A 17,849-nucleotide genomic window follows, 5' to 3' on the forward strand; every position below is an offset into this window, starting at 1 on the left:
ATGACCGATGCTGAACAATTGCTCTGGTCAAAATTGCGCCGCAAGCAAATTCTAGGCGTGCAGTTTTACCGCCAGAAGCCCTTGGCCAACTACATCGTCGATTTCTATTGCGCAGCAGCCAATCTCGTCATCGAACTGGACGGCTCGCAACATTTTGAACCGGATCACCAGGCCAGCGACGCGGAACGAGACCGGATATTGGAATCATTGGGTTTACGAGTGTTGCGCTTTGACAACCGGCAGGTTATGCAAGAACTGGATGCGGTGATGAGGGTGGTTTTTGCAGCGGTGGAGAAGGGAATCCTCTTAATCCCCCCTAGCCCCCCTTTTTCAAAGGGGGGTGAAGTATGAGCGCTGAAACTCCGGGAATTGATTCTGACAAAAATCGGGACACTAAAACATCCACATCAAAAACACCCCCCGCAACACCCACAATCACCATCCCCCCCTTTGAAAAAGGGGGGCCAGGGGGGATTATTCCAAAGGAGCTAGGGTGGATTCACCACCTCGACATCTGGACTGCCGCCGAAACAGAAAAGAAATCAGGCCGTGGCCGTAGTAGTGGCAATGGCGTCAGCGTGTACGGCATCCAAAAACTGCGCGAACTGATTCTTGAACTGGCGGTGCGCGGAAAATTAGTGCCGCAAGATCCGAACGATGAACCGGCTGGTGAGTTAATCAAGCGGATGCAGATAGAAAAAGCAAAGCTGATAGCGGAAGGCAAGATTAAGAAAGACAAACCATTGCCGCCAATTTCGGATGAGGAAAAATCGTTTGAATTGCCGCAGGGGTGGGAGTGCGCTCGACTAACTGATCTTGTAAATATCTTAAATGGACGTGCTTACAAAAAAGAAGAACTACTCGATACAGGAACACCAGTTCTGCGTGTTGGCAATTTGTTTACCTCAGAACACTGGTATTACTCTGATCTTACTTTAGAAGATGAAAAATATTGTAATAAGGGAGATCTATTGTTTGCATGGTCAGCATCTTTTGGGCCATTTATTTGGGAAGGTCCTAAGGTGATATTTCATTATCACATATGGAGGCTTGATCTATATGGTTGTGATTTTATTTACAAGAATTATCTTTATACTTTTCTTCTCGAACAGGCACAAAAAATAAAAGCTTCCGGTCACGGTGTAATGATGGTGCACATGACTAAGGAGAAAATGAAAAAGTTAATTATTTTTCTGCCCCCCCTTGAAGAACAACATCGCATCGTAACCAAAGTCGATGAACTTATGGCGCTGTGCAATCAACTGGAGTCGCAGCACATCTACGCCGCTGAAGCACACGAAAAACTGGTAAGCCACCTGCTCGGCACACTCACCCAATCGCAAAACGCGCATGACTTCAGCGCCAATTGGCAGCGCATTGCTGCGCATTTTGATACCTTGTTCACCACCGAAGCCAGCATCGACGCACTCAAGCAAACTCTGCTGCAACTGGCGGTGATGGGCAAACTCGTGCCGCAAGACCCAACCGATGAACCGGCCAGTGAATTGTTGAAACGCATACAGGCGGAAAAAGCCAGGTTGGTGGCTGAGGGGAAGATCAAGAAAGGAAAATCCCCCCTAACCCCCCTTTTACCAAGGGGGGGAACAGGTTCAGCTGCAGCAACATCAATCAATCCCACTACGATCACCCTTTCTACACCCCCTCTTTCTAATTCCACCCCTAACCCTAACTCTACCCCCCCCTTTGAAAAATGGGGGTCGGGGGGGATTCAACGGGGAATTTCAGAGGAGGAAAAGCCGTTTGGATTACCACAAGGGTGGATGTGGGTAGCACTCGATGAAATCTCACTGGTTGGAACAGGAGCAACACCATTGCGAACCAAACCTGAGTATTTTAATCCAGGGGTTATTAGCTGGGTAACAAGTGGAGAGACTTCGAAACCATATATTTTTGAAACTGTACAATGTGTGTCACCATTAGCACTTAAAGAAACAAACCTGAGTGTGTATCCAGAAGGCACTCTTATCGTTGCAATGTATGGACAAGGGAAAACACGAGGTCAAATTACAGAGCTAATGATAGAAGCTGCTACTAATCAAGCGTGTGCGGCTATCAGACTTATTGATCCTGATGAATGTCATAGACAATATGTGAAGCTATTTTTTGAGAAAATATACGATGAAATTCGTGAATTGGCTGCTGGCGGGGCGCAACCAAATTTAAATCTAAGCAAAGTTAAAGAAACTGTAATCTATCTTCCCCCCCTCCCAGAACAACACCGCATCGTCGCCAAAGTCGACGAACTCATGGTTCTCTGTGACCAACTCAAATCCACGATCACGCAAGCCAGCCAATTACAGAAAAAACTGGCGGATGTGGTGGTTGAGCAGGCGATAGCTTCCTGAAAGAAGGTATGAGCAACACTCAGCTTGTCCTATTCACCCTCGCCAGCGGCCGTTCCGGCACGAGTTATCTCGCTGATTTCTTTGCCAAGAACATCACACACTGCTACAGCACACACGAGCCTTATTTCACGCCAGGCAATCCCACGCTGTTCGGCAAGCCGATCGCCTGGAATACGCAGCATAACGACAGCGCCTTATTACCGGAATTGGAGCGCAAGTGCCGTTTTATTGCCAGCCGCAAGGAGCCAGTTTATTTTGAATCCAACCATGCTTTCCTCAAGGCCTTCAATCGCCATGCCGGGGCGCTGTTAAACAACCCCGGTTTTATCCATCTGGTGCGCCATCCATTGCGGGTGGCCAAAAGCGAATATATGCGCGAGCAGATGATGCGCAAGTGGCATTTTCCATTTGCCGATTACACCAGCGATACCGGCGAGCGCTATTTCCGTTGGGCATTGACCGGGCGGGAAGACGTATTCCGGCACTATCCGCCATCACTCAGCCGCTTTCAGTTTTATCTGCTGCAGTGGCTGGAGATTGAGTACCGCGCGATGCAATTGATTCGGGATAATCGCTGGCAGGAACGCGTATTTTTTATCGATGTCGATGTGGATCTGAAACAGGAAGCGGTGCTGAAGAACATGGTCAGATTTTTTGATTTGCCGCATCAGCCGGTCTTTAAAATGGATCTGCGCCGCAACCAAACTCCGTTTATCGGCCCGACCCTCGTGACGCAACAGGACAAACAGGAATTCCAGGCGATTGCGCACCATTTACCCGAACGTTATAAAGAGCTGCTACAAAATAGACTTTATCGTGATTGCAGCTGGTTCACCGAAGTGAACCAGCTAATGATTGATGGCAACTAAGTATGAATTTGCTTGGGTTCGTCTTATCCACGCCGCAGCGGTATCTCCTTCACTAAAGCATACACCGCCGGGAAAATGATCAATGTCAGGATCGTTGCGGAAACCATGCCGCCGACCATGGGAGCGGCGATGCGGCGCATCACTTCGGAGCCGGTGCCGGTGCTGAGCATGACTGGCAGCAGGCCGACCACGCTGCCGGCGATGGTCATCATCACCGGGCGGATACGGTAAACCGCGCCCTGCACCACGGCGTCATACAAATCGGTCAGGGTTACTTGCTCACCCATCGCTTTGCGTTGCCGGGCGATGGTGGCGAGTGATTGATCAATGAAGGTCAGCATCACCATACCGGATTCCGCGGCGATGCCGATCAGACCGATGAATCCGACCACCGCGGCAATGCTCAGGTTGTAGTCAAGCCAGTACATCAGCCAGATGCCGCCGACCACAGAAAACGGTATCGATAGCATGACAATCAGCGTTTCGGTCAGGCGGCCGAAATTCAGGTACACCAGCAGGAATACCAGCGATAGGGTCAGCGGTATCACCAGTTTCAATTTCTCGGTGGCGCGCTGCATGTATTCAAATTGCCCGCTCCAGGTGGCATAGTATCCTGGCGGAAATTGCACCTGTTCTTGCACGGCTTGCTGCGCGTCGGCAATGTAACCGCCGATATCGCGGTCGCGAATATCGATGAAAATATAGGCGGACAGCAGCGCGTTTTCGGTGCGGATACTCGGCGGCCCTTGCATCAGCTTGACCTGCGCTAATTGACCCAGTGGAATCATAGTGCCGCCCATCGCAGGCACCAGGACTTGCGTGGCGATGGCCTGCGGGTCGCTGCGTAGTTCGCGCGGATAGCGGATCGCGACATCAAAGCGCTCCCGCCCCTCCACCGTGGTAGTAATCACTTCTCCGCCCAATGCCACGGAAATGACTTCGAGCAAATCACCCACTGCCAGGCCGTAGCGTGCCAACGCCAGCCGATCCGGCTCTATATCCAGATAATAGCCGCCGGTGATGCGCTCGGCATAGGCGCTGGTGGTGCCGGGTACGGTTTTCACCACGGCTTCGATTTGCCGGGCGATGGTTTCGATTTCAGTCAAATCATTGCCGAACACCTTGATGCCAACCGGCGTGCGGATGCCGGTGGCAAGCATATCGATGCGATTCTTGATCGGCATGGTCCAGGCGTTGGCGACACCGGGGATTTGCAGTGCCTGATCGAGTTCGGCGATCAGCTGGTCGATGTCCATGCCGGGGCGCCATTCATGTTCCGGTTTCAGATTGATGATGGTCTCAGTCATTTCCAGCGGCGCCGGATCGGTCGCGGTATCGGCACGTCCCGCCTTGCCGAACACCGAAGCCACTTCCGGAAAACTCATGATGATTTTGTTTTGTGTCTGCATCGTTTCTGCCGCCTTGGTCACCGAAATGCCCGGCAACGTGACGGGCATGTACAGCAATGTGCCCTCGTTTAAGGTCGGCATGAATTCTGTGCCCAGCCGCATGGCCGGATAAACTGTCACAGCCAGTACGCCCAATGCAATCACCAGAATGGACTTTTTCCAGTGCATCACACCCGCGACTATAGGTTGATACCCGCGAATCATCAGGCGGCCCAGCAGATTGTCTTCTTCACGCGGAATGCGGCCGCGAATCAGCAGCAGTATCAGCACCGGCACCAGCGTAATCGACAGAACGGCAGCGCCGGCCATGGCAAAGGTTTTGGTATACGCGAGTGGCTGGAACATACGCCCTTCCTGCGCTTCCAGCGCGAACACCGGCAGAAACGATACCGTGATGATCAGCAGGCTGAAGAACAGCGACGGCCCGACTTCCTTACACGCGGCGATTACCGCGTCGGTGCGCGATTCCCCCGGTTTAAGCCGCGCCAGATGCTTGTGCGCATTTTCCACCATGACAATGGCGGCATCGGTCATTTCCGCAATCGCCAGTGCAATACCGGCCAGGCTCATGATGTTGGAGTTAATGCCAAGCTGCGCCATGGCAATAAACGCGATCAGTACGCCGATGGGCAGCATGATGATCGCCACCAGCGCACTGCGCACGTGCATCAGAAACACTGCGCAAACCAATGCCACGATGATGATTTGCTCGATGAACACGGTTCTCAGTGTCGCAATGGCGCGATGAATCAGTTCGGAACGGTTGTACACCGATTCGACCGATACATCCTGCGGCAGGCCGGATTTAATCTGGTCAATTTTTGCTTCGAGATTGTGAATGACCTCCAATGCATTCTCGCCATAGCGCGCCACCGCGATACCGGAAACCGCTTCCCCTTCGCCATTCAGCTCGGTGATGCCGCGGCGTTCACTGGGCACCAGTTCCACGCGGGCAATATCCCGCAACAGTACAGGCATGCCAATATGCGCCCGCACCACCAGGTTCTCCAGATCGCTGATGCTGCGCAGATAACCTCGGCCACGCACCATGTATTCAGTTTCTGCCAGCTCGATTACGCGCCCGCCGACATCGCGGTTGCTGGCGGCGATCACTTCCGTAATGCGTTTCAACGGAATGTCATAGGCTTGTAGACGGCGCGGGTCGACCGTGATCTGATAAGTTTTGACAAATCCGCCGACACTGGCAACTTCGGATATGCCGTGCGTGGTGGTTAATTGATAGCGTAGAAACCAATCCTGAATGGTGCGTAATTCGTCCAGCGAGCGGTCTTTCGCGGTTACGACATACTGATAAATCCAACCGACGCCGGTTGCATCCGGACCCAGCGCAGGCCGCACATCCTGAGGCAGTTGGTTCGCCGCAAAACTCAAATATTCCAGCACGCGCGACCGCGCCCAGTAAATATCGGTGCCGTCTTCAAAAATGACATAAATGAACGAAACTCCAAAAGCCGACTGACCACGCACGACCTTTGCGCGCGGCACCGCTAGCATGGCGGTGGTGAGCGGATAGGTGACCTGGTCCTCGACAACCTGCGGCGCCTGGCCGGGATATTCGGTATAAATGATGACTTGCACATCGGACAAATCGGGAATCGCGTCAATCGGCATTTTCCATAACGAGTAAACACCCCAACCGACGATCAATGCAGTGCCCAGCAATACCAGAAAAACATTGCGAATCGACCATTCAATCACGTATTTGAGCATGTCGATGCCCTCCTAGTGATCGTGAAAAGTATCGGCGGGTTGAATGCGCACAATGACGAATTCACCCGCCGATTCTTCGGCGATTTCAAAAATGACTTTCTGCCCCGGCTTGAAGGATTGCAATAACGCTGGTTCCAGGGTACGAAAATCCATCGTCATTGCGGGCCACTTGAGGCTTGCAATCGGACCGTGCGCAAGTGTAACCGTCGCATGCGCGAAATCGATCGCCTCAATGCTGCCTTCACCGCGATATTGCACTTGTGAAGCAGACAAAACTGCTGCGCTGGATGCGATTTCCTGCTCGCCGGACACCGGATAGTATGCAGTGTGGCCAAAACTGTTGAGCGCGCTTTTAAAGTTACTTTCCGCGTCTATCAGAAAATTCGCCTTGACCACCACGGCCTCGCCGACCCTAAGTCCACCCAGCACTTCGGCAAAGCCGTCGGCATGCATGCCCAGCTTTACCGTGCGCGGTTCATAGCGGCCAGTCCCCAAACTCACCAAGACCACGCGGCGGGTTCCAGTATCCAGCACAGCCGAATCCGGCACGGTCAGCACTTTATTTTTGCTATGAAACGATGCAAATTCGGCGCGTGCATACATGGCGGGCTTCAGTAGCCCATCAGGATTGGACAGCACGATGCGCACAATCGCGGTGCGCGTCTCCGGCGTCACTGCCGGATAAATAAACGCCACTTCACCGTTAAAAACCTTGTCGGGATACGCATCCACGCGAATGGTCACCAGTTGGCCGGGATGAATCATGCCCAAATCCTGCTCGAACACATCAGCCAGCATCCACACGCTCGACAAATCGGCGATTTGGTACAGCGTTTCTCCCGGCATGAAGCGTTGCCCTTCAATGGCTTTCTTTTCCAGCACCACGCCATCGGCTTGTGCGCGCAATGCCAAGTACTGGCGGACTTCGCTAGTCTGCTGCAGACGCCGTAATTCAGTTTCCGCGACATCCCAGTTGCGCAGTTTTTGTAATGCGCTGGTAACCAGTCGTTGCATCGCGGCGCGCACATCCGGATCGCCATCGGCGACGGATTGCAGGCCGCGTACGGCGATTAAATATTCCTGCTGCGCGGCAATCAGATCAGGACTGTAAACATCCATCAGTACATCACCCTTTCTGACCGCTTGCCCCGTGGTATTAACATACAGCCGTTGTATCCACCCTTCAAACTTGGTCACTACGGTGTATAGCTTGCGTTCATCGGTCTGCACTGTCGCCACCGCGTGCACAGTGCGTATCAGTTCACGCAACTCCGCCGTTTCGGTGCGCACACCGAGTTTTTGCACCTTTTCGGTGCTGAGAGTCACAATGTTTTGATCCGATGGCGCTTCTTCGCCGTCGAAAACCGGCAGATAATCCATACCCATCGGATCTTTTTTGGGCACTGGAGAAGTATCTGGCAAACCCATTGGGTTACGGTAATACAGAATCTTGCGTTCCCCGTTGGTCGTTATCGTTGCGGTCGTTGCCACGGCTGTTTGTGATTGTGTATAACCCCACCAATAGCCTACGCCCAGTAGGGCTAACAGCGCGATTGCGGATAAGACCTGTTTAATCATGAATGACATGGGAAGCTCCTGGATTGTTATCAGTGCGCATGTTTTTTACCCACCAGCCAATCAATCTCAGCCAGCGCTTTGTTGTAATTGGCCATCGCAGTGATGCGATTGGCCTCAAAATCAAATACTGTCATCTGATTATCCAGTAGTGTCAGAAAATCAACCCGGCCTACCTGATACGCAGTTAATGCGGATTCAACAGTCAACTGCGCCTGCGGCAGAATGGTGGTTTGATAGAGTTTGACTGATTTAAGGCTTTGTTCGGCCATCGCAATCTGCTGCCGCAATCTTGCTGCCACCTCGTTACTTTGAGCCTGATACAGACTAGCTATTTGGTCACGTAGCGCTTGCGCTTCCAGGATGCGTGGTTCGATTTTATTGCCGCGCCATACCGGCAGATTGATAGCCACCGTCATGCTGACCATATCGTCGCGTCGGCTGCCATCGAGCATGCTGTCGCGCTGGCCATAAGAGAACCGCACATCGAGATCCGGATAATATGCCCGGCGCGCCAAATCAACGGATTTTTCATTGCGTGCAATCAGGCTTTGCAATGCCAACAGTTGCGGACGTTGTGCCATGGCTTCCTGCTGTAGCGCCTCCAGAATCAGGGGCGTTTCCTGAACGTGCAGCAGCACTGGAACCAGAGTCCCGGTCTTGGTGTTGTGTCCCAGTGCGCGAATCAGTTCCGCCTCAAACACGGGCTGCTCACGCGACAGCTCCAGCAATCTGTCCAGCATTCTTGAGACTTGTGTCTGCGCCTTCAGCACATCCGCCTGGCTGCCTTGCCCTACCTGATAACGCTCTTCCGTGATGCGCAAAAAATGTTCCAGCGTCTGCCGGTTTTTTTCAACCAATTGAATCATCTCGAGCGTAAGGCCCAAATCAAAGTAAGCCGTCTTCAAATCGTGAATCACGCGATTAACTGTTTCCTGATAGCCATATTCAATGGCTTGCGCATCCTTGCTGGCAACTTCCTTGCGCAGACCACGTTTCCCCGGAAAGGGGAGACGCTGGGACAGGCCGATCATTTTCATCGTCATATCTTCACGGTTAAATGGCGACGACGCCAACGGCGCATTGATCACACCCGCTTCGAGCATGGGATCATCCAGCGCCTCAGCCGGTGCGATTCTTTGCTGCGCTGCTGTGCGTTCTTGATGTGCCGCTCGGATTTCTGGATTGTTTTCTAGTGCTTCCCTGATCAGACCGGGTAATAACGTGGTATTGCCCACAGGCGATACGGTTGCGAGTTTCTGTGGAATTGAGTGGGTGAACACCGTTGATCCGCTTTTGTTTACATCCCCATCTGCATATACAAAAGATGTCATCACAATCGCAGCCAGAGTAATGACAACCATGTAAGCGCGCTTCATCGCAGCCTCCGGATGAAATTTTGTTGCTGTTGATGCGTTTTAATAACGAATAAAATTAACATGCTAGCCTCCTGATAGGTAATCTCGCCTGTTCGATTAAGAATGAGCAGACACCGCGGATAGTTTGCGACATTGCACTTCATACGCAACACGTATTGAAGCGCAGCGTTTCTGCAAAAAATTCGCTTTTTTGCCTAAGCAACCGGCAAATTTATAGGAAGGCGGGTAATGGAGGGCGTTGCGGCTGTTCCGGAACAAATGAGGTGAATCCGGAATTTAATGATGGTACTACTGAAGTGATCTTGATTAGCATCGGTGCAGTGTAGCCGGAGAGAACGGGCGTGCTGCTATAAGCATTACAAGAAGCATCGTCGCAGGGCAGGCTGGTCAACAGATGATTGATTGTGCCATCAGGTGCTTGCTTATGACAGTCGTCATGATGATGGCTGTCGATGGTTGTCATTGATTTGTCAGCATGATTGCTGAGATTATTTTCTTGCGCACACACGGACAAAACGGCTGCTGCAGCGCCTTGCAGAGGCAGCCACAGCATAAAAAAAACCAATAACCATTTGTAATTGTATGCTTTCATGTTTTTTATTATAAACAATTTCCAGATTTGACAAAGAAAATCTTCAAATAATTTCTGCTTCTGATCAACGCAACTGATTGGACGTCATCAATTGCTGATACTGTTGCTCATAGTGGTCGGCCTTCAATTGATCTCCGGCAAGCTTGGCTGCCTCTGCTGCACGATAAAGGGCATTACGACGATTGGGAGTGCGCTTTAGTGAAGCTTCGAGTTCCTGCAGCGCTTCACTCGGCCGTTTCAGTTCAAGCTGCAGTTCTCCCAGCAATTCCCTGGCGGGAATGATTGCACCTGGCGTGACATTGTCCTTTTCGGTTGAATCTTCCAGCTCAGCCGAAGCACGCATAAGTTTCAACGCATCCTCTGTTTCGCTTTTCGCGTGCGCTACCCAGGCTGCAACTGCCAAACGCTGGATTTCGATTTGATCAGCGGTATAGTCTTTATTGGCAGCCCGGTCGGCATCACGCAACGTTTCCAGTCGTTGCAGGCTATTTTGGGCCACAGTTAATTTTCCAGCTCTTGCCGCTCCCAAACCACGGGCAAAGTGTGTGATGGCTTCGCACCAGCCGAATTGTTGCCACGGAAAATCGCTTGGATTGACGTTGAGTTCAGCGGCCTCGTGCCATTGGGCACGTTCTATCGCATAGCGTGCTGGAATTGCCGCGTACGAATAAGCGGTCGTGGTGTTTTCCGGCTGCACTTTTTTAATCGATTGCAGCTCTTGTAAGATTTTCCGAGCTTTTTCTGTCTCTCCGATCTGCAGATAAGCGTAGATCGTGTAATCCATGAAGTGAAATTGCTGATCCCAGGTTGCGGTCAATGCGTTTTCTCGTGCATATTCTTTTGCTGCATGATGGGCCGTCAGATTGGATTGTATCGCATCTTGCCAATGGCCTAATCGAATGAAGATGTGCGATGGCATGTGCAACGCATGCGGCACTGCCGGTGCAATGCGTGTATATGCCCGCGCTGCATCCAGTCCCAGCCCGGCTAGTTCGGGATAATCGCTACTGTGGATGATGTAATGGGTCACACCCGGGTGATCCGGTTCATGTTCCAGTACCTTTTGCAGAATACCCAATGCTTTTTTCTGGCTGGCAAAAGTCTTGTCGCTTGGAGAAGCCGTAGAAATCAAAGCCAGCGCATAAAACACGGCAGCTTCGTGATCATCAGGATTTTGCGTCATGATCCGCTCCATCGCGCTCTGGTACGCCAGCTTTCTTGCGCCGTAATCTGCTTTTTCGTCGACTTGATACAAGGATTCAATAGCTTCAAGATAGGCTGCTTCTCTTTTCGTTTTGATCGCTTGTTTGCTTACTTGTTGTAATGCCTCTCGCCCTTTTTGCAATTCTGTTGCAACCGGAGGCGTCGCCCATAACTGGTGATAAAGGCTCATCGCGACGCCCCAGTATCCCATACCGCAATCCGGATCAATCACAGTAACTTGGCGAAATGTCTTTTCCGCCTCTTCATACCAAAACGAATGCAGCATCGCCACTGCCTGATTAAATTGCGCTTGCGCCATCGGTGTGCAGGAAACTGGAAAGTTTACCTTACCTAATTTCTCCTGGTCGAAAGCGCCTGAATGATGATGACCCTCGTCCGCTTGTAATGTACCAGCAAACAAAGTGACTGTGATGGTAATCATGGTTATGAATGTTTTCATGTAACACCTCAAAATAAAATATTGTGATATCTCGATACGATTAGGTAGGCCTTATTTCTTCACGGGAGGTTTTGAGCGAATGCGCGGATGGCTGGCGCCATGAAGCTCGAGAAATTTTTTTGCGTCATCATCTTCCCCAGCCAAAGTATCCAGAATCGGACAATCCTGACGCTCATCACCATGACACTGCGCAATTAATTGCGATAAGGCCTGAGCAATCAATTCCAACTCGGATATACGCGCTTTTAACTCGGTTAAATGCCCAGCTGCCAGTTGTTTCACTTCGCGGGCAGGCCGCTGCCGATCCTGCCATAATGAGAGCAGTTTTTTAATTTGCGCCGTGCTAAAACCGGCCACACGCGCCCGGCGAATGAAACGCAATGTGTGTATATCGCGTTCAAGAAAATGACGGTAACCTGAATAAGCGCGTGCCGCCTTGGGAATAAGACCCGTTGCCTCATAATGACGAATCATTTTTGCGGAAACACCAGAAGCTTGCGCTGCCTGTCCAATATTCATTTCAACACCTCAATGATGCGCGTGGACTAATGCATGACCGCGGCCTCGCGCAATAAGCCAGCGGTTAACTGGAAAAGCAGCCATGCCTGCAATGATCAATGCAACTGCAAGACTGCCCCAAAACAACATCGAATCGAGCGCTGCATCCATCGCTCCCGGAATTATCAACATCACCAGATTATCAGCGATTTCCATGATCGTAATCGAAACCGTATCGGCCGCGAAGGCAATACGCATCGCAGCTTTATAGTTGTACCCCGCACGCAGAAAGGGTAGCATGGTCAACAGATAACCGGAAAGGAATGCGAGTCCTATTGCAAGCGCAATTGTGGCCACATTGCTCCATCCCATTGTTGTTCCAATCACCATTCCGGCAATCTCGCCGATCGCGCAGCCCGATAAGCAATGCACGGTGGCCCTCAATGTAACACTGTGCAACGACTGTTCTGTCAATGAAGAATGATTGTGATGCAAATGATCTTTCATGTTCAACTCCTGTAAATTTGTATAAGGAGTATTAATGCTGAAGCTTCCCATCGTTGGAAAGTCAAGCGTCAGTTTGAGTGTATTGCAATAATTTAATCAAATATTGGGGAACATCATTAATTCTGTGTCTGACCAGCCTGTGATTTTTGCTATAGTTTTTAAGTAATAGAACACAATTCGCAACACAGGAAATAAGAAAAATAATTCAAAAGCTGACAGAGTTCGGTCTGGAATTAGGTAATCAGTTTAATGAAGCTAACTTGGCTAGCCAACATCAGGCGGCAAATCACGATGAATTGTTGCGCTCTATACTTGAATCCGCAGTACAAAAAACAACATCCTCAGAGTTTTGCTGTAATCTATAGTCTTGGAATTCAGCTCGATATAGGATTTTCGTTTGAAAACTTTCCAGTGTCATTGTGGAAATAATCTGCATTTTGAGAATAGTCAGTGTTTCTCCTGCAGTCGGATGGTGGGTTATTTACCGGATGAAAGCCAGCTAAGCGCTTTGGAGCCATCTGCTGATGGTAATTGGTTGGCTTTACTTAATAAACAAACCTACCGCTTGTGTAAGAATAATGTGGATTATAATGTTTGTAATTGGATGGTGTCAGTTGATGATCAACATCGTCTATGCGTTTCATGTCGTCTTAACCATATTATTCCAAATCTCAGTACGGCGCAAAATCTGACCTTATGGTATCGCGTTGAACTTGCGAAACGGCGCTTACTGTATACCTTGTATAGCCTGAGATTGCCGGTAGTCAGTCGAGAGCAAGATCCGTCTAAAGGAATGGGTTTTGAATTCTTGCAGGATGAAGCTGTAGGAGGAGAATTCAGTAATGAATTGACTGTCGGTCATAGTATTGCAACAGGCCATAATTTGGGCATGATCACTATTAACCTGCTTGAAGCAGAACACGGCTCTCGCATAGAGATGCGGGACAAAATGAATGAGCGCTATCGTACTTTGCTGGGCCATTTCAGGCATGAATCCGGGCACTACTATTGGGATTTCTTGATAAAAGGAACAGACAGGATTGACAGTTTTCGTGAATTGTTTGGTGATGAACGCTTAGATTATCAACAATCGCTAAAATCCTACTATGATCAAGGCCCGCCAACATTTTGGCGGGATATTTGGATTAGTGCCTATGCCAGCACGCATGCTTGGGAAGACTGGGCGGAGACATGGGCGCATTATTTGCATATGGTGGATACGGTCGAAACCGCACATGATTTTGGATTTAGAATCCATGGACATGATGTTTCTCCACCTGTAATAATCGATAACACTCAAATGAGCAGCGGTTATTGTACCCCTGCTTCGTTTGATGAGTTGTTCGATGATTGGTGTCGTTTATCGGTTGCATTGAATGCACTTAACCGCAGTATGGGTATGGACGATGCCTATCCCTTCGTGATTTCCAATACTTCGTTGAATAAACTTCGATACATTCACCAAATCGTAACCGAAATCAGTCATTAATCACTCTTTACTTGTGCGTTTTCCCACTCAAAGCGGGGCAGGCGGGCGCAAGCTCTGCGCATTCCCTCATTCCATTGTTTCTGCATTGACTTGTACATTGGGGAGTTGAGTGTTAGCTTTAAATGATAGGGTTCTTGAATAGTATCACTGGTGTGCATTGCCAGTTCGATGGGTGGACCTACAGAGATATTGCTGCGGATAGTGGATTCCACAGATACCAACGCACAACGTGCAGCGTCTTCGATTGAAGTGGTGGTCGTAATGATGCGATCCAGAATCGGTTTGCCATATTTATTCTCACCGATTTGCAGATAAGGTGTTTCCGGTGAGGCACTGATATAATTCCCCTGCGGATAAATCAAGAAAATCTCTGAGGGTTGCCCGGCAATTTGCCCACCTAAAATAAAACTGGCTTCAGCACCGCCATTAGCGCTTTTTTTCATTGCATCAGCATGCTGGCGTTGCTCTTCTTGGCTGAGCTGGCCAATATAGTGCGCCACCTCATATAAATGAAGGCCCTTACGTAAATTCATTTTGGCATTTGGTTTTTCCAAATCAGTTCGAATGTTGTTGAGAACTGCTTGTGAGGTAGCTAGATTGCCAGCCGTCAACACAACACAGATGCGCTCATCAGGCCAGACAAACGTACTCATTTTGCTATAAGTCGTTACATAATCAACGCCAGCGTTGGTTCTTGAGTCAGAGGCAAACACCAGTCCTTTGTTAACACTGATGGCGAGGCAATAAGTCATATGTTTTATATAAAAATAAATCAGAGTGGTTATGTCACAATTTTTTTATCTGAAACCGGACACTATTCATGTAATGCGTTTGTTACGGGTGCAGTAGGGAAAACAATTTAATTCCTTAGAGTTCTATTATTTTTACTTCCGTTTCCAATCTTGAACTTACACCGCCCCGATAGGAACCATACACGGGTAAAGTTTTCTTTGGATCTTTACTAGCGGCAACTGGTATATACGCTTCATTGGTAAAAATACCAGCGCTTGGATCTACGCCGACCCATCCTGCTCCTGGTGCTATGAATTCCACCCAGGCATGTAGTTCATGCCCTTCTCCTAATTCCGGATTGAAGGCGTATCCGCTAACAAAGCGCGCGGGTATCCCCAGAGATCTAAGCATGGTGATCATCATCCATGATAAGTCACGACACGATCCATTTTTTCTCTGAAAGCAATCGGAGGGTTCGTGTATGTCTTCAGCATATCTTACCGTATGATCCCAATGTTGATTGATTAATTGCAAAATTTCATTTACCGGTGTCAGTAATTCGTTAGGTGGCAGCGACCTATAGGGCAACAATAGGGCTTGCATTTCAGGTGAAATAGACTGATTGATGCTCAAATATCCAAAGTGTTCTTGACGGTTCATTTCCAGGGCATTCATATCTATGAAGAAACCAAAAGGGTTAAATTGAGTAGAGTGCACCTTAATGGATGCATTAATCTCAAGATGCTTCACAGTTTTATTAAACCAACATTGATATTGTAATGAATTCTCAATATTCAATAAGGGGAAGAGCCCGTCTGAGATGGGATCTACTTTGAGATCGAAGGCTTCAACTTGCAAGTAAGATCGATGTTGAGGGTAAAAATTAAGATAATGAGGTTCAAGAAAAACCGAATCATCATAGTAGTATCGAGTGATATGGTGTATATGTAACCGCATAAAGTAACCTTTAACCCAGAGTTATGGAAATTGCGAAAGCTTTGTTCAAGACTTCGTGGGTATAACATTTGATCTGTTGGTGTTGGAAGCTGCCGATTAATCCATGACCTTTAGTCATTGACTAAAATCTTTCGTCTTGTTGTTACATGTTTTTGCAACAAATGATGCATTGCCTAAAAATCTATTTTTTTCAGCATCCTAAATTAATTAGTGTATTTCCGTATTGACGTGTGTGCCTGATAGTTTACATCGTTAGCAAGAATCGTGTGGCACCAAAAGGAGAGCTGGTCATATGAACAAACTTAAATGAAGGTGGGCTTAATAGTCAACCGCAGCCATTGATAGTGGTTAAGGTGTTGGAGAAAACCGAAAGGTTATACAGGTAATTGAATGTTGAAGAAGTAAGAAACTATAATTTTCACTAAAATAGATGCTCTGAATGAATCGGGTTTGATAAACCGTTAGCCTTGTCGAACGTCGGAAAATGTATAATTATTAAAGAGTTGCAATCTATTCTGAATGCCAAGATATATGGAAGAATGAAAAATAGATAACACGCACATTTGTATTTTGCTTTAGATGCATGTTACTTTGAAATTATCTATACGATACATGATGAGAACATAATGACCATTCGTTGGGGAAGTTACAAGGTAAAAAATCTGTATGACGAAATGCTGCGGGCTAGTGGGAGACCGCGCCCTGCTGCGCAGACTTTATGTAGTTATTTGCGTGCCTTGAAAGACGAAGATATTGAAGAGTATAAGTTGGCAGCAGAATCCGCTATCCATGTCATGGGCGTCACATTCACGGTTTATACGGAAGAAGAAGGTTCTATAGATCGTGCTTGGCCGTTTGATATCATTCCACGCATTATTGATAAAAAAGAATGGCAACAAGTGGAAGCTGGCCTTAAACAACGTGTGCAGGCTTTGAATCTTTTTATTGATGATTTGTACCATAAGCAACACATTGTTAAGGATAATATTTTTCCTGCTGAATTGCTTAAAGACTCTAAAAACTTTCGCCCGGAATGTGTGGGCGTAAATCCACCATTGAATATCTGGGCGCATATTTGTGGTTCAGATTTGGTGCGTGACAAAGATGGCACATTTTATGTGCTGGAGGATAATCTGCGTGTTCCATCAGGCGTTTCGTACATGTTGGAAAATCGCCTGGTAATGAAGCGATTGTTTCCTGAAATGTTTGACCAATGCAATATCCTGCCCGTCGACGATTATCCCTCGCAGTTATATGACACATTAGCCGCTTTATCACCACGGCCCGGAGATCAGCCTGAAATTGCTGTGCTGACACCAGGTATTTTCAACTCTGCTTATTTTGAACATGCCTATTTAGCGCAGCAAATGGGGGCAGAATTGGTTGAGGGCAGTGATCTGATTGTGGACAAGAATGACGTTGTGTACATGCGTACCATCGAAGGACTTACGCGGGTCGATGTGATCTATCGTCGCATTGATGACTTGTTCCTTGATCCGGAAGCGTTTCAATCCGATTCCTTGCTGGGCGTGCCCGGAATCATGCGCGCTTGGAAAGCGGGTAAAGTTGCATTAGCCAATGCACCCGGAGCCGGGGTGGCTGACGATAAGGTGGTATACGCTTTTGTGCCGGATATGATTAAATATTATCTGGATCAAGACGCTATTTTGCCGAATGTGCCAACCTATAAATGTATCGATAAACAGGAGCGCGAACATGTTGTTGAGCATATTCATGAAATGGTTGTTAAGCCAGCCAATGAATCAGGTGGTTATGGCATGCTCATCGGGCCACAAGCGAGCAAGGAAGAGCGTGAAAAATTTGTAAATCTGATCCGTCGAGACCCGCGCAATTATGTTGCACAACCGATGCTAACACTTTCTACCGCACCCACCTTGATAGGCAATCGCGTGGAGCCACGCCACTTGGATTTGCGTCCTTTTGTTTTGAGTGGAAAGCAAACCATAGTTACAACCGGCGGCCTGACACGTGTGGCACTACGCAAAGGTTCAACAGTTGTTAATTCCTCGCAAGGGGGCGGTAGTAAGGATACCTGGGTCGTTGATATGGAGACAGTTTAAC

Annotated in this window: 14 protein-coding genes and 1 pseudogene; 5 read left to right on the forward strand and 10 right to left on the reverse strand. The window is 48.7% G+C overall.

The features are described 5' to 3' along the window. From Q0C11_RS00560 to Q0C11_RS00570, 3 genes are all read left to right on the forward strand, one after another. Nucleotides 1-351, forward strand: a 351-nt coding sequence (locus tag Q0C11_RS00560; protein WP_293004803.1) for an endonuclease domain-containing protein, incomplete at its 5' end; no start/stop codon positions are given. Then, nucleotides 348-2,366 (forward strand): restriction endonuclease subunit S, encoded by a 2,019-nt coding sequence (locus tag Q0C11_RS00565; RefSeq protein WP_293004805.1) that lies wholly within the window; start codon nucleotides 348-350, stop codon nucleotides 2,364-2,366. The genes Q0C11_RS00560 and Q0C11_RS00565, both read left to right, overlap by 4 nt. Nucleotides 2,367-2,374: 8 nt before the next feature. Next, nucleotides 2,375-3,235, forward strand: a complete 861-nt coding sequence (locus Q0C11_RS00570) for a hypothetical protein (RefSeq protein WP_293004807.1) — start codon at nucleotides 2,375-2,377, stop codon at nucleotides 3,233-3,235. Between the two features lie 23 nt (nucleotides 3,236-3,258). Here the strand turns inward: Q0C11_RS00570 and Q0C11_RS00575 are convergent, their stop codons facing one another. From Q0C11_RS00575 to Q0C11_RS00605, 7 genes are all read right to left on the reverse strand, one after another. Continuing rightward, entirely contained in the window at nucleotides 3,259-6,375 is a 3,117-nt protein-coding gene (locus tag Q0C11_RS00575) for a CusA/CzcA family heavy metal efflux RND transporter (protein ID WP_293004809.1), read from the reverse strand. Nucleotides 6,376-6,387: 12 nt separating this feature from the next. Next, a complete protein-coding gene (locus Q0C11_RS00580; protein WP_293004811.1) occupies nucleotides 6,388-7,962 on the reverse strand; it encodes an efflux RND transporter periplasmic adaptor subunit in 1,575 nt (524 codons plus the stop codon). 20 nt (nucleotides 7,963-7,982) lie between these two features. Beyond that, nucleotides 7,983-9,329 (reverse strand): TolC family protein, encoded by a 1,347-nt coding sequence (locus tag Q0C11_RS00585; RefSeq protein WP_293004813.1) that lies wholly within the window; start codon nucleotides 9,327-9,329, stop codon nucleotides 7,983-7,985. A 211-nt stretch (nucleotides 9,330-9,540) separates the two neighbouring features. Further along, the gene (locus Q0C11_RS00590; protein WP_293004814.1) at nucleotides 9,541-9,921 is read right to left on the reverse strand and encodes a hypothetical protein; all 381 of its coding nucleotides are present in this window, start codon (nucleotides 9,919-9,921) and stop codon (nucleotides 9,541-9,543) included. 64 nt (nucleotides 9,922-9,985) lie between these two features. Further along, on the reverse strand, nucleotides 9,986-11,584 hold the full coding sequence (locus Q0C11_RS00595) for a hypothetical protein (protein WP_293004816.1): 1,599 nt from the start codon (nucleotides 11,582-11,584) through the stop codon (nucleotides 9,986-9,988). 51 nt (nucleotides 11,585-11,635) lie between these two features. Then, nucleotides 11,636-12,103 (reverse strand): Cu(I)-responsive transcriptional regulator, encoded by a 468-nt coding sequence (gene cueR, locus Q0C11_RS00600; protein ID WP_293004818.1) that lies wholly within the window; start codon nucleotides 12,101-12,103, stop codon nucleotides 11,636-11,638. Between the two features lie 9 nt (nucleotides 12,104-12,112). Beyond that, a complete protein-coding gene (locus Q0C11_RS00605) occupies nucleotides 12,113-12,589 on the reverse strand; it encodes a DUF4396 domain-containing protein (RefSeq protein WP_293004820.1) in 477 nt (158 codons plus the stop codon). Nucleotides 12,590-12,986: 397 nt separating this feature from the next. On the opposite strand from Q0C11_RS00605, the gene Q0C11_RS00610 reads away from it, so the two are divergent. Further along, entirely contained in the window at nucleotides 12,987-14,078 is a 1,092-nt protein-coding gene (locus Q0C11_RS00610; protein WP_293004822.1) for a putative zinc-binding peptidase, read from the forward strand. Here the strand turns inward: Q0C11_RS00610 and Q0C11_RS00615 are convergent. From Q0C11_RS00615 to Q0C11_RS14650, 3 genes and pseudogenes are all read right to left on the reverse strand, one after another. After that, nucleotides 14,075-14,830, reverse strand: coding sequence for a peptidase (locus tag Q0C11_RS00615; RefSeq protein ID WP_293004824.1), 756 nt, complete (start codon nucleotides 14,828-14,830; stop codon nucleotides 14,075-14,077). The two genes, Q0C11_RS00610 and Q0C11_RS00615, sit on opposite strands and share 4 nt — an antisense overlap. Nucleotides 14,831-14,945: 115 nt before the next feature. Then, nucleotides 14,946-15,470, reverse strand: a complete 525-nt coding sequence (locus Q0C11_RS00620; RefSeq protein WP_293004826.1) for a transglutaminase family protein — start codon at nucleotides 15,468-15,470, stop codon at nucleotides 14,946-14,948. 66 nt (nucleotides 15,471-15,536) lie between these two features. Then, nucleotides 15,537-15,767 (reverse strand): annotated as a pseudogene (locus Q0C11_RS14650) (transglutaminase N-terminal domain-containing protein); the annotation flags it as partial. Between the two features lie 626 nt (nucleotides 15,768-16,393). On the opposite strand from Q0C11_RS14650, the gene Q0C11_RS00625 reads away from it, so the two are divergent. Further along, entirely contained in the window at nucleotides 16,394-17,848 is a 1,455-nt protein-coding gene (locus tag Q0C11_RS00625) for a circularly permuted type 2 ATP-grasp protein (protein ID WP_293004828.1), read from the forward strand. Nucleotide 17,849: the final 1 nt, after the last annotated feature.

This window comes from Nitrosomonas sp. (assembly GCF_022842015.1).
Classification (GTDB): Bacteria; Pseudomonadota; Gammaproteobacteria; order Burkholderiales; family Nitrosomonadaceae; genus Nitrosomonas.

Bases quoted from the DNA above. Each gene is read 5' to 3' on its own strand.
- Q0C11_RS00565 (WP_293004805.1), top strand. From the start codon at position 348: ATGAGCGCTGAAACTCCGGGAATTGATTCTGACAAAAATCGGGACACT.
- Q0C11_RS00570 (WP_293004807.1), top strand. From the start codon at position 2,375: ATGAGCAACACTCAGCTTGTCCTATTCACCCTCGCCAGCGGCCGTTCC.
- Q0C11_RS00575 (WP_293004809.1), bottom strand. From the start codon at position 6,375: ATGCTCAAATACGTGATTGAATGGTCGATTCGCAATGTTTTTCTGGTA.
- Q0C11_RS00580 (WP_293004811.1), bottom strand. From the start codon at position 7,962: ATGTCATTCATGATTAAACAGGTCTTATCCGCAATCGCGCTGTTAGCC.
- Q0C11_RS00585 (WP_293004813.1), bottom strand. From the start codon at position 9,329: ATGAAGCGCGCTTACATGGTTGTCATTACTCTGGCTGCGATTGTGATG.
- Q0C11_RS00590 (WP_293004814.1), bottom strand. From the start codon at position 9,921: ATGAAAGCATACAATTACAAATGGTTATTGGTTTTTTTTATGCTGTGG.
- Q0C11_RS00595 (WP_293004816.1), bottom strand. From the start codon at position 11,584: ATGAAAACATTCATAACCATGATTACCATCACAGTCACTTTGTTTGCT.
- cueR (WP_293004818.1), bottom strand. From the start codon at position 12,103: ATGAATATTGGACAGGCAGCGCAAGCTTCTGGTGTTTCCGCAAAAATG.
- Q0C11_RS00605 (WP_293004820.1), bottom strand. From the start codon at position 12,589: ATGAAAGATCATTTGCATCACAATCATTCTTCATTGACAGAACAGTCG.
- Q0C11_RS00615 (WP_293004824.1), bottom strand. From the start codon at position 14,830: ATGACTTATTGCCTCGCCATCAGTGTTAACAAAGGACTGGTGTTTGCC.
- Q0C11_RS00620 (WP_293004826.1), bottom strand. From the start codon at position 15,470: ATGAACCGTCAAGAACACTTTGGATATTTGAGCATCAATCAGTCTATT.
- Q0C11_RS00625 (WP_293004828.1), top strand. From the start codon at position 16,394: ATGACCATTCGTTGGGGAAGTTACAAGGTAAAAAATCTGTATGACGAA.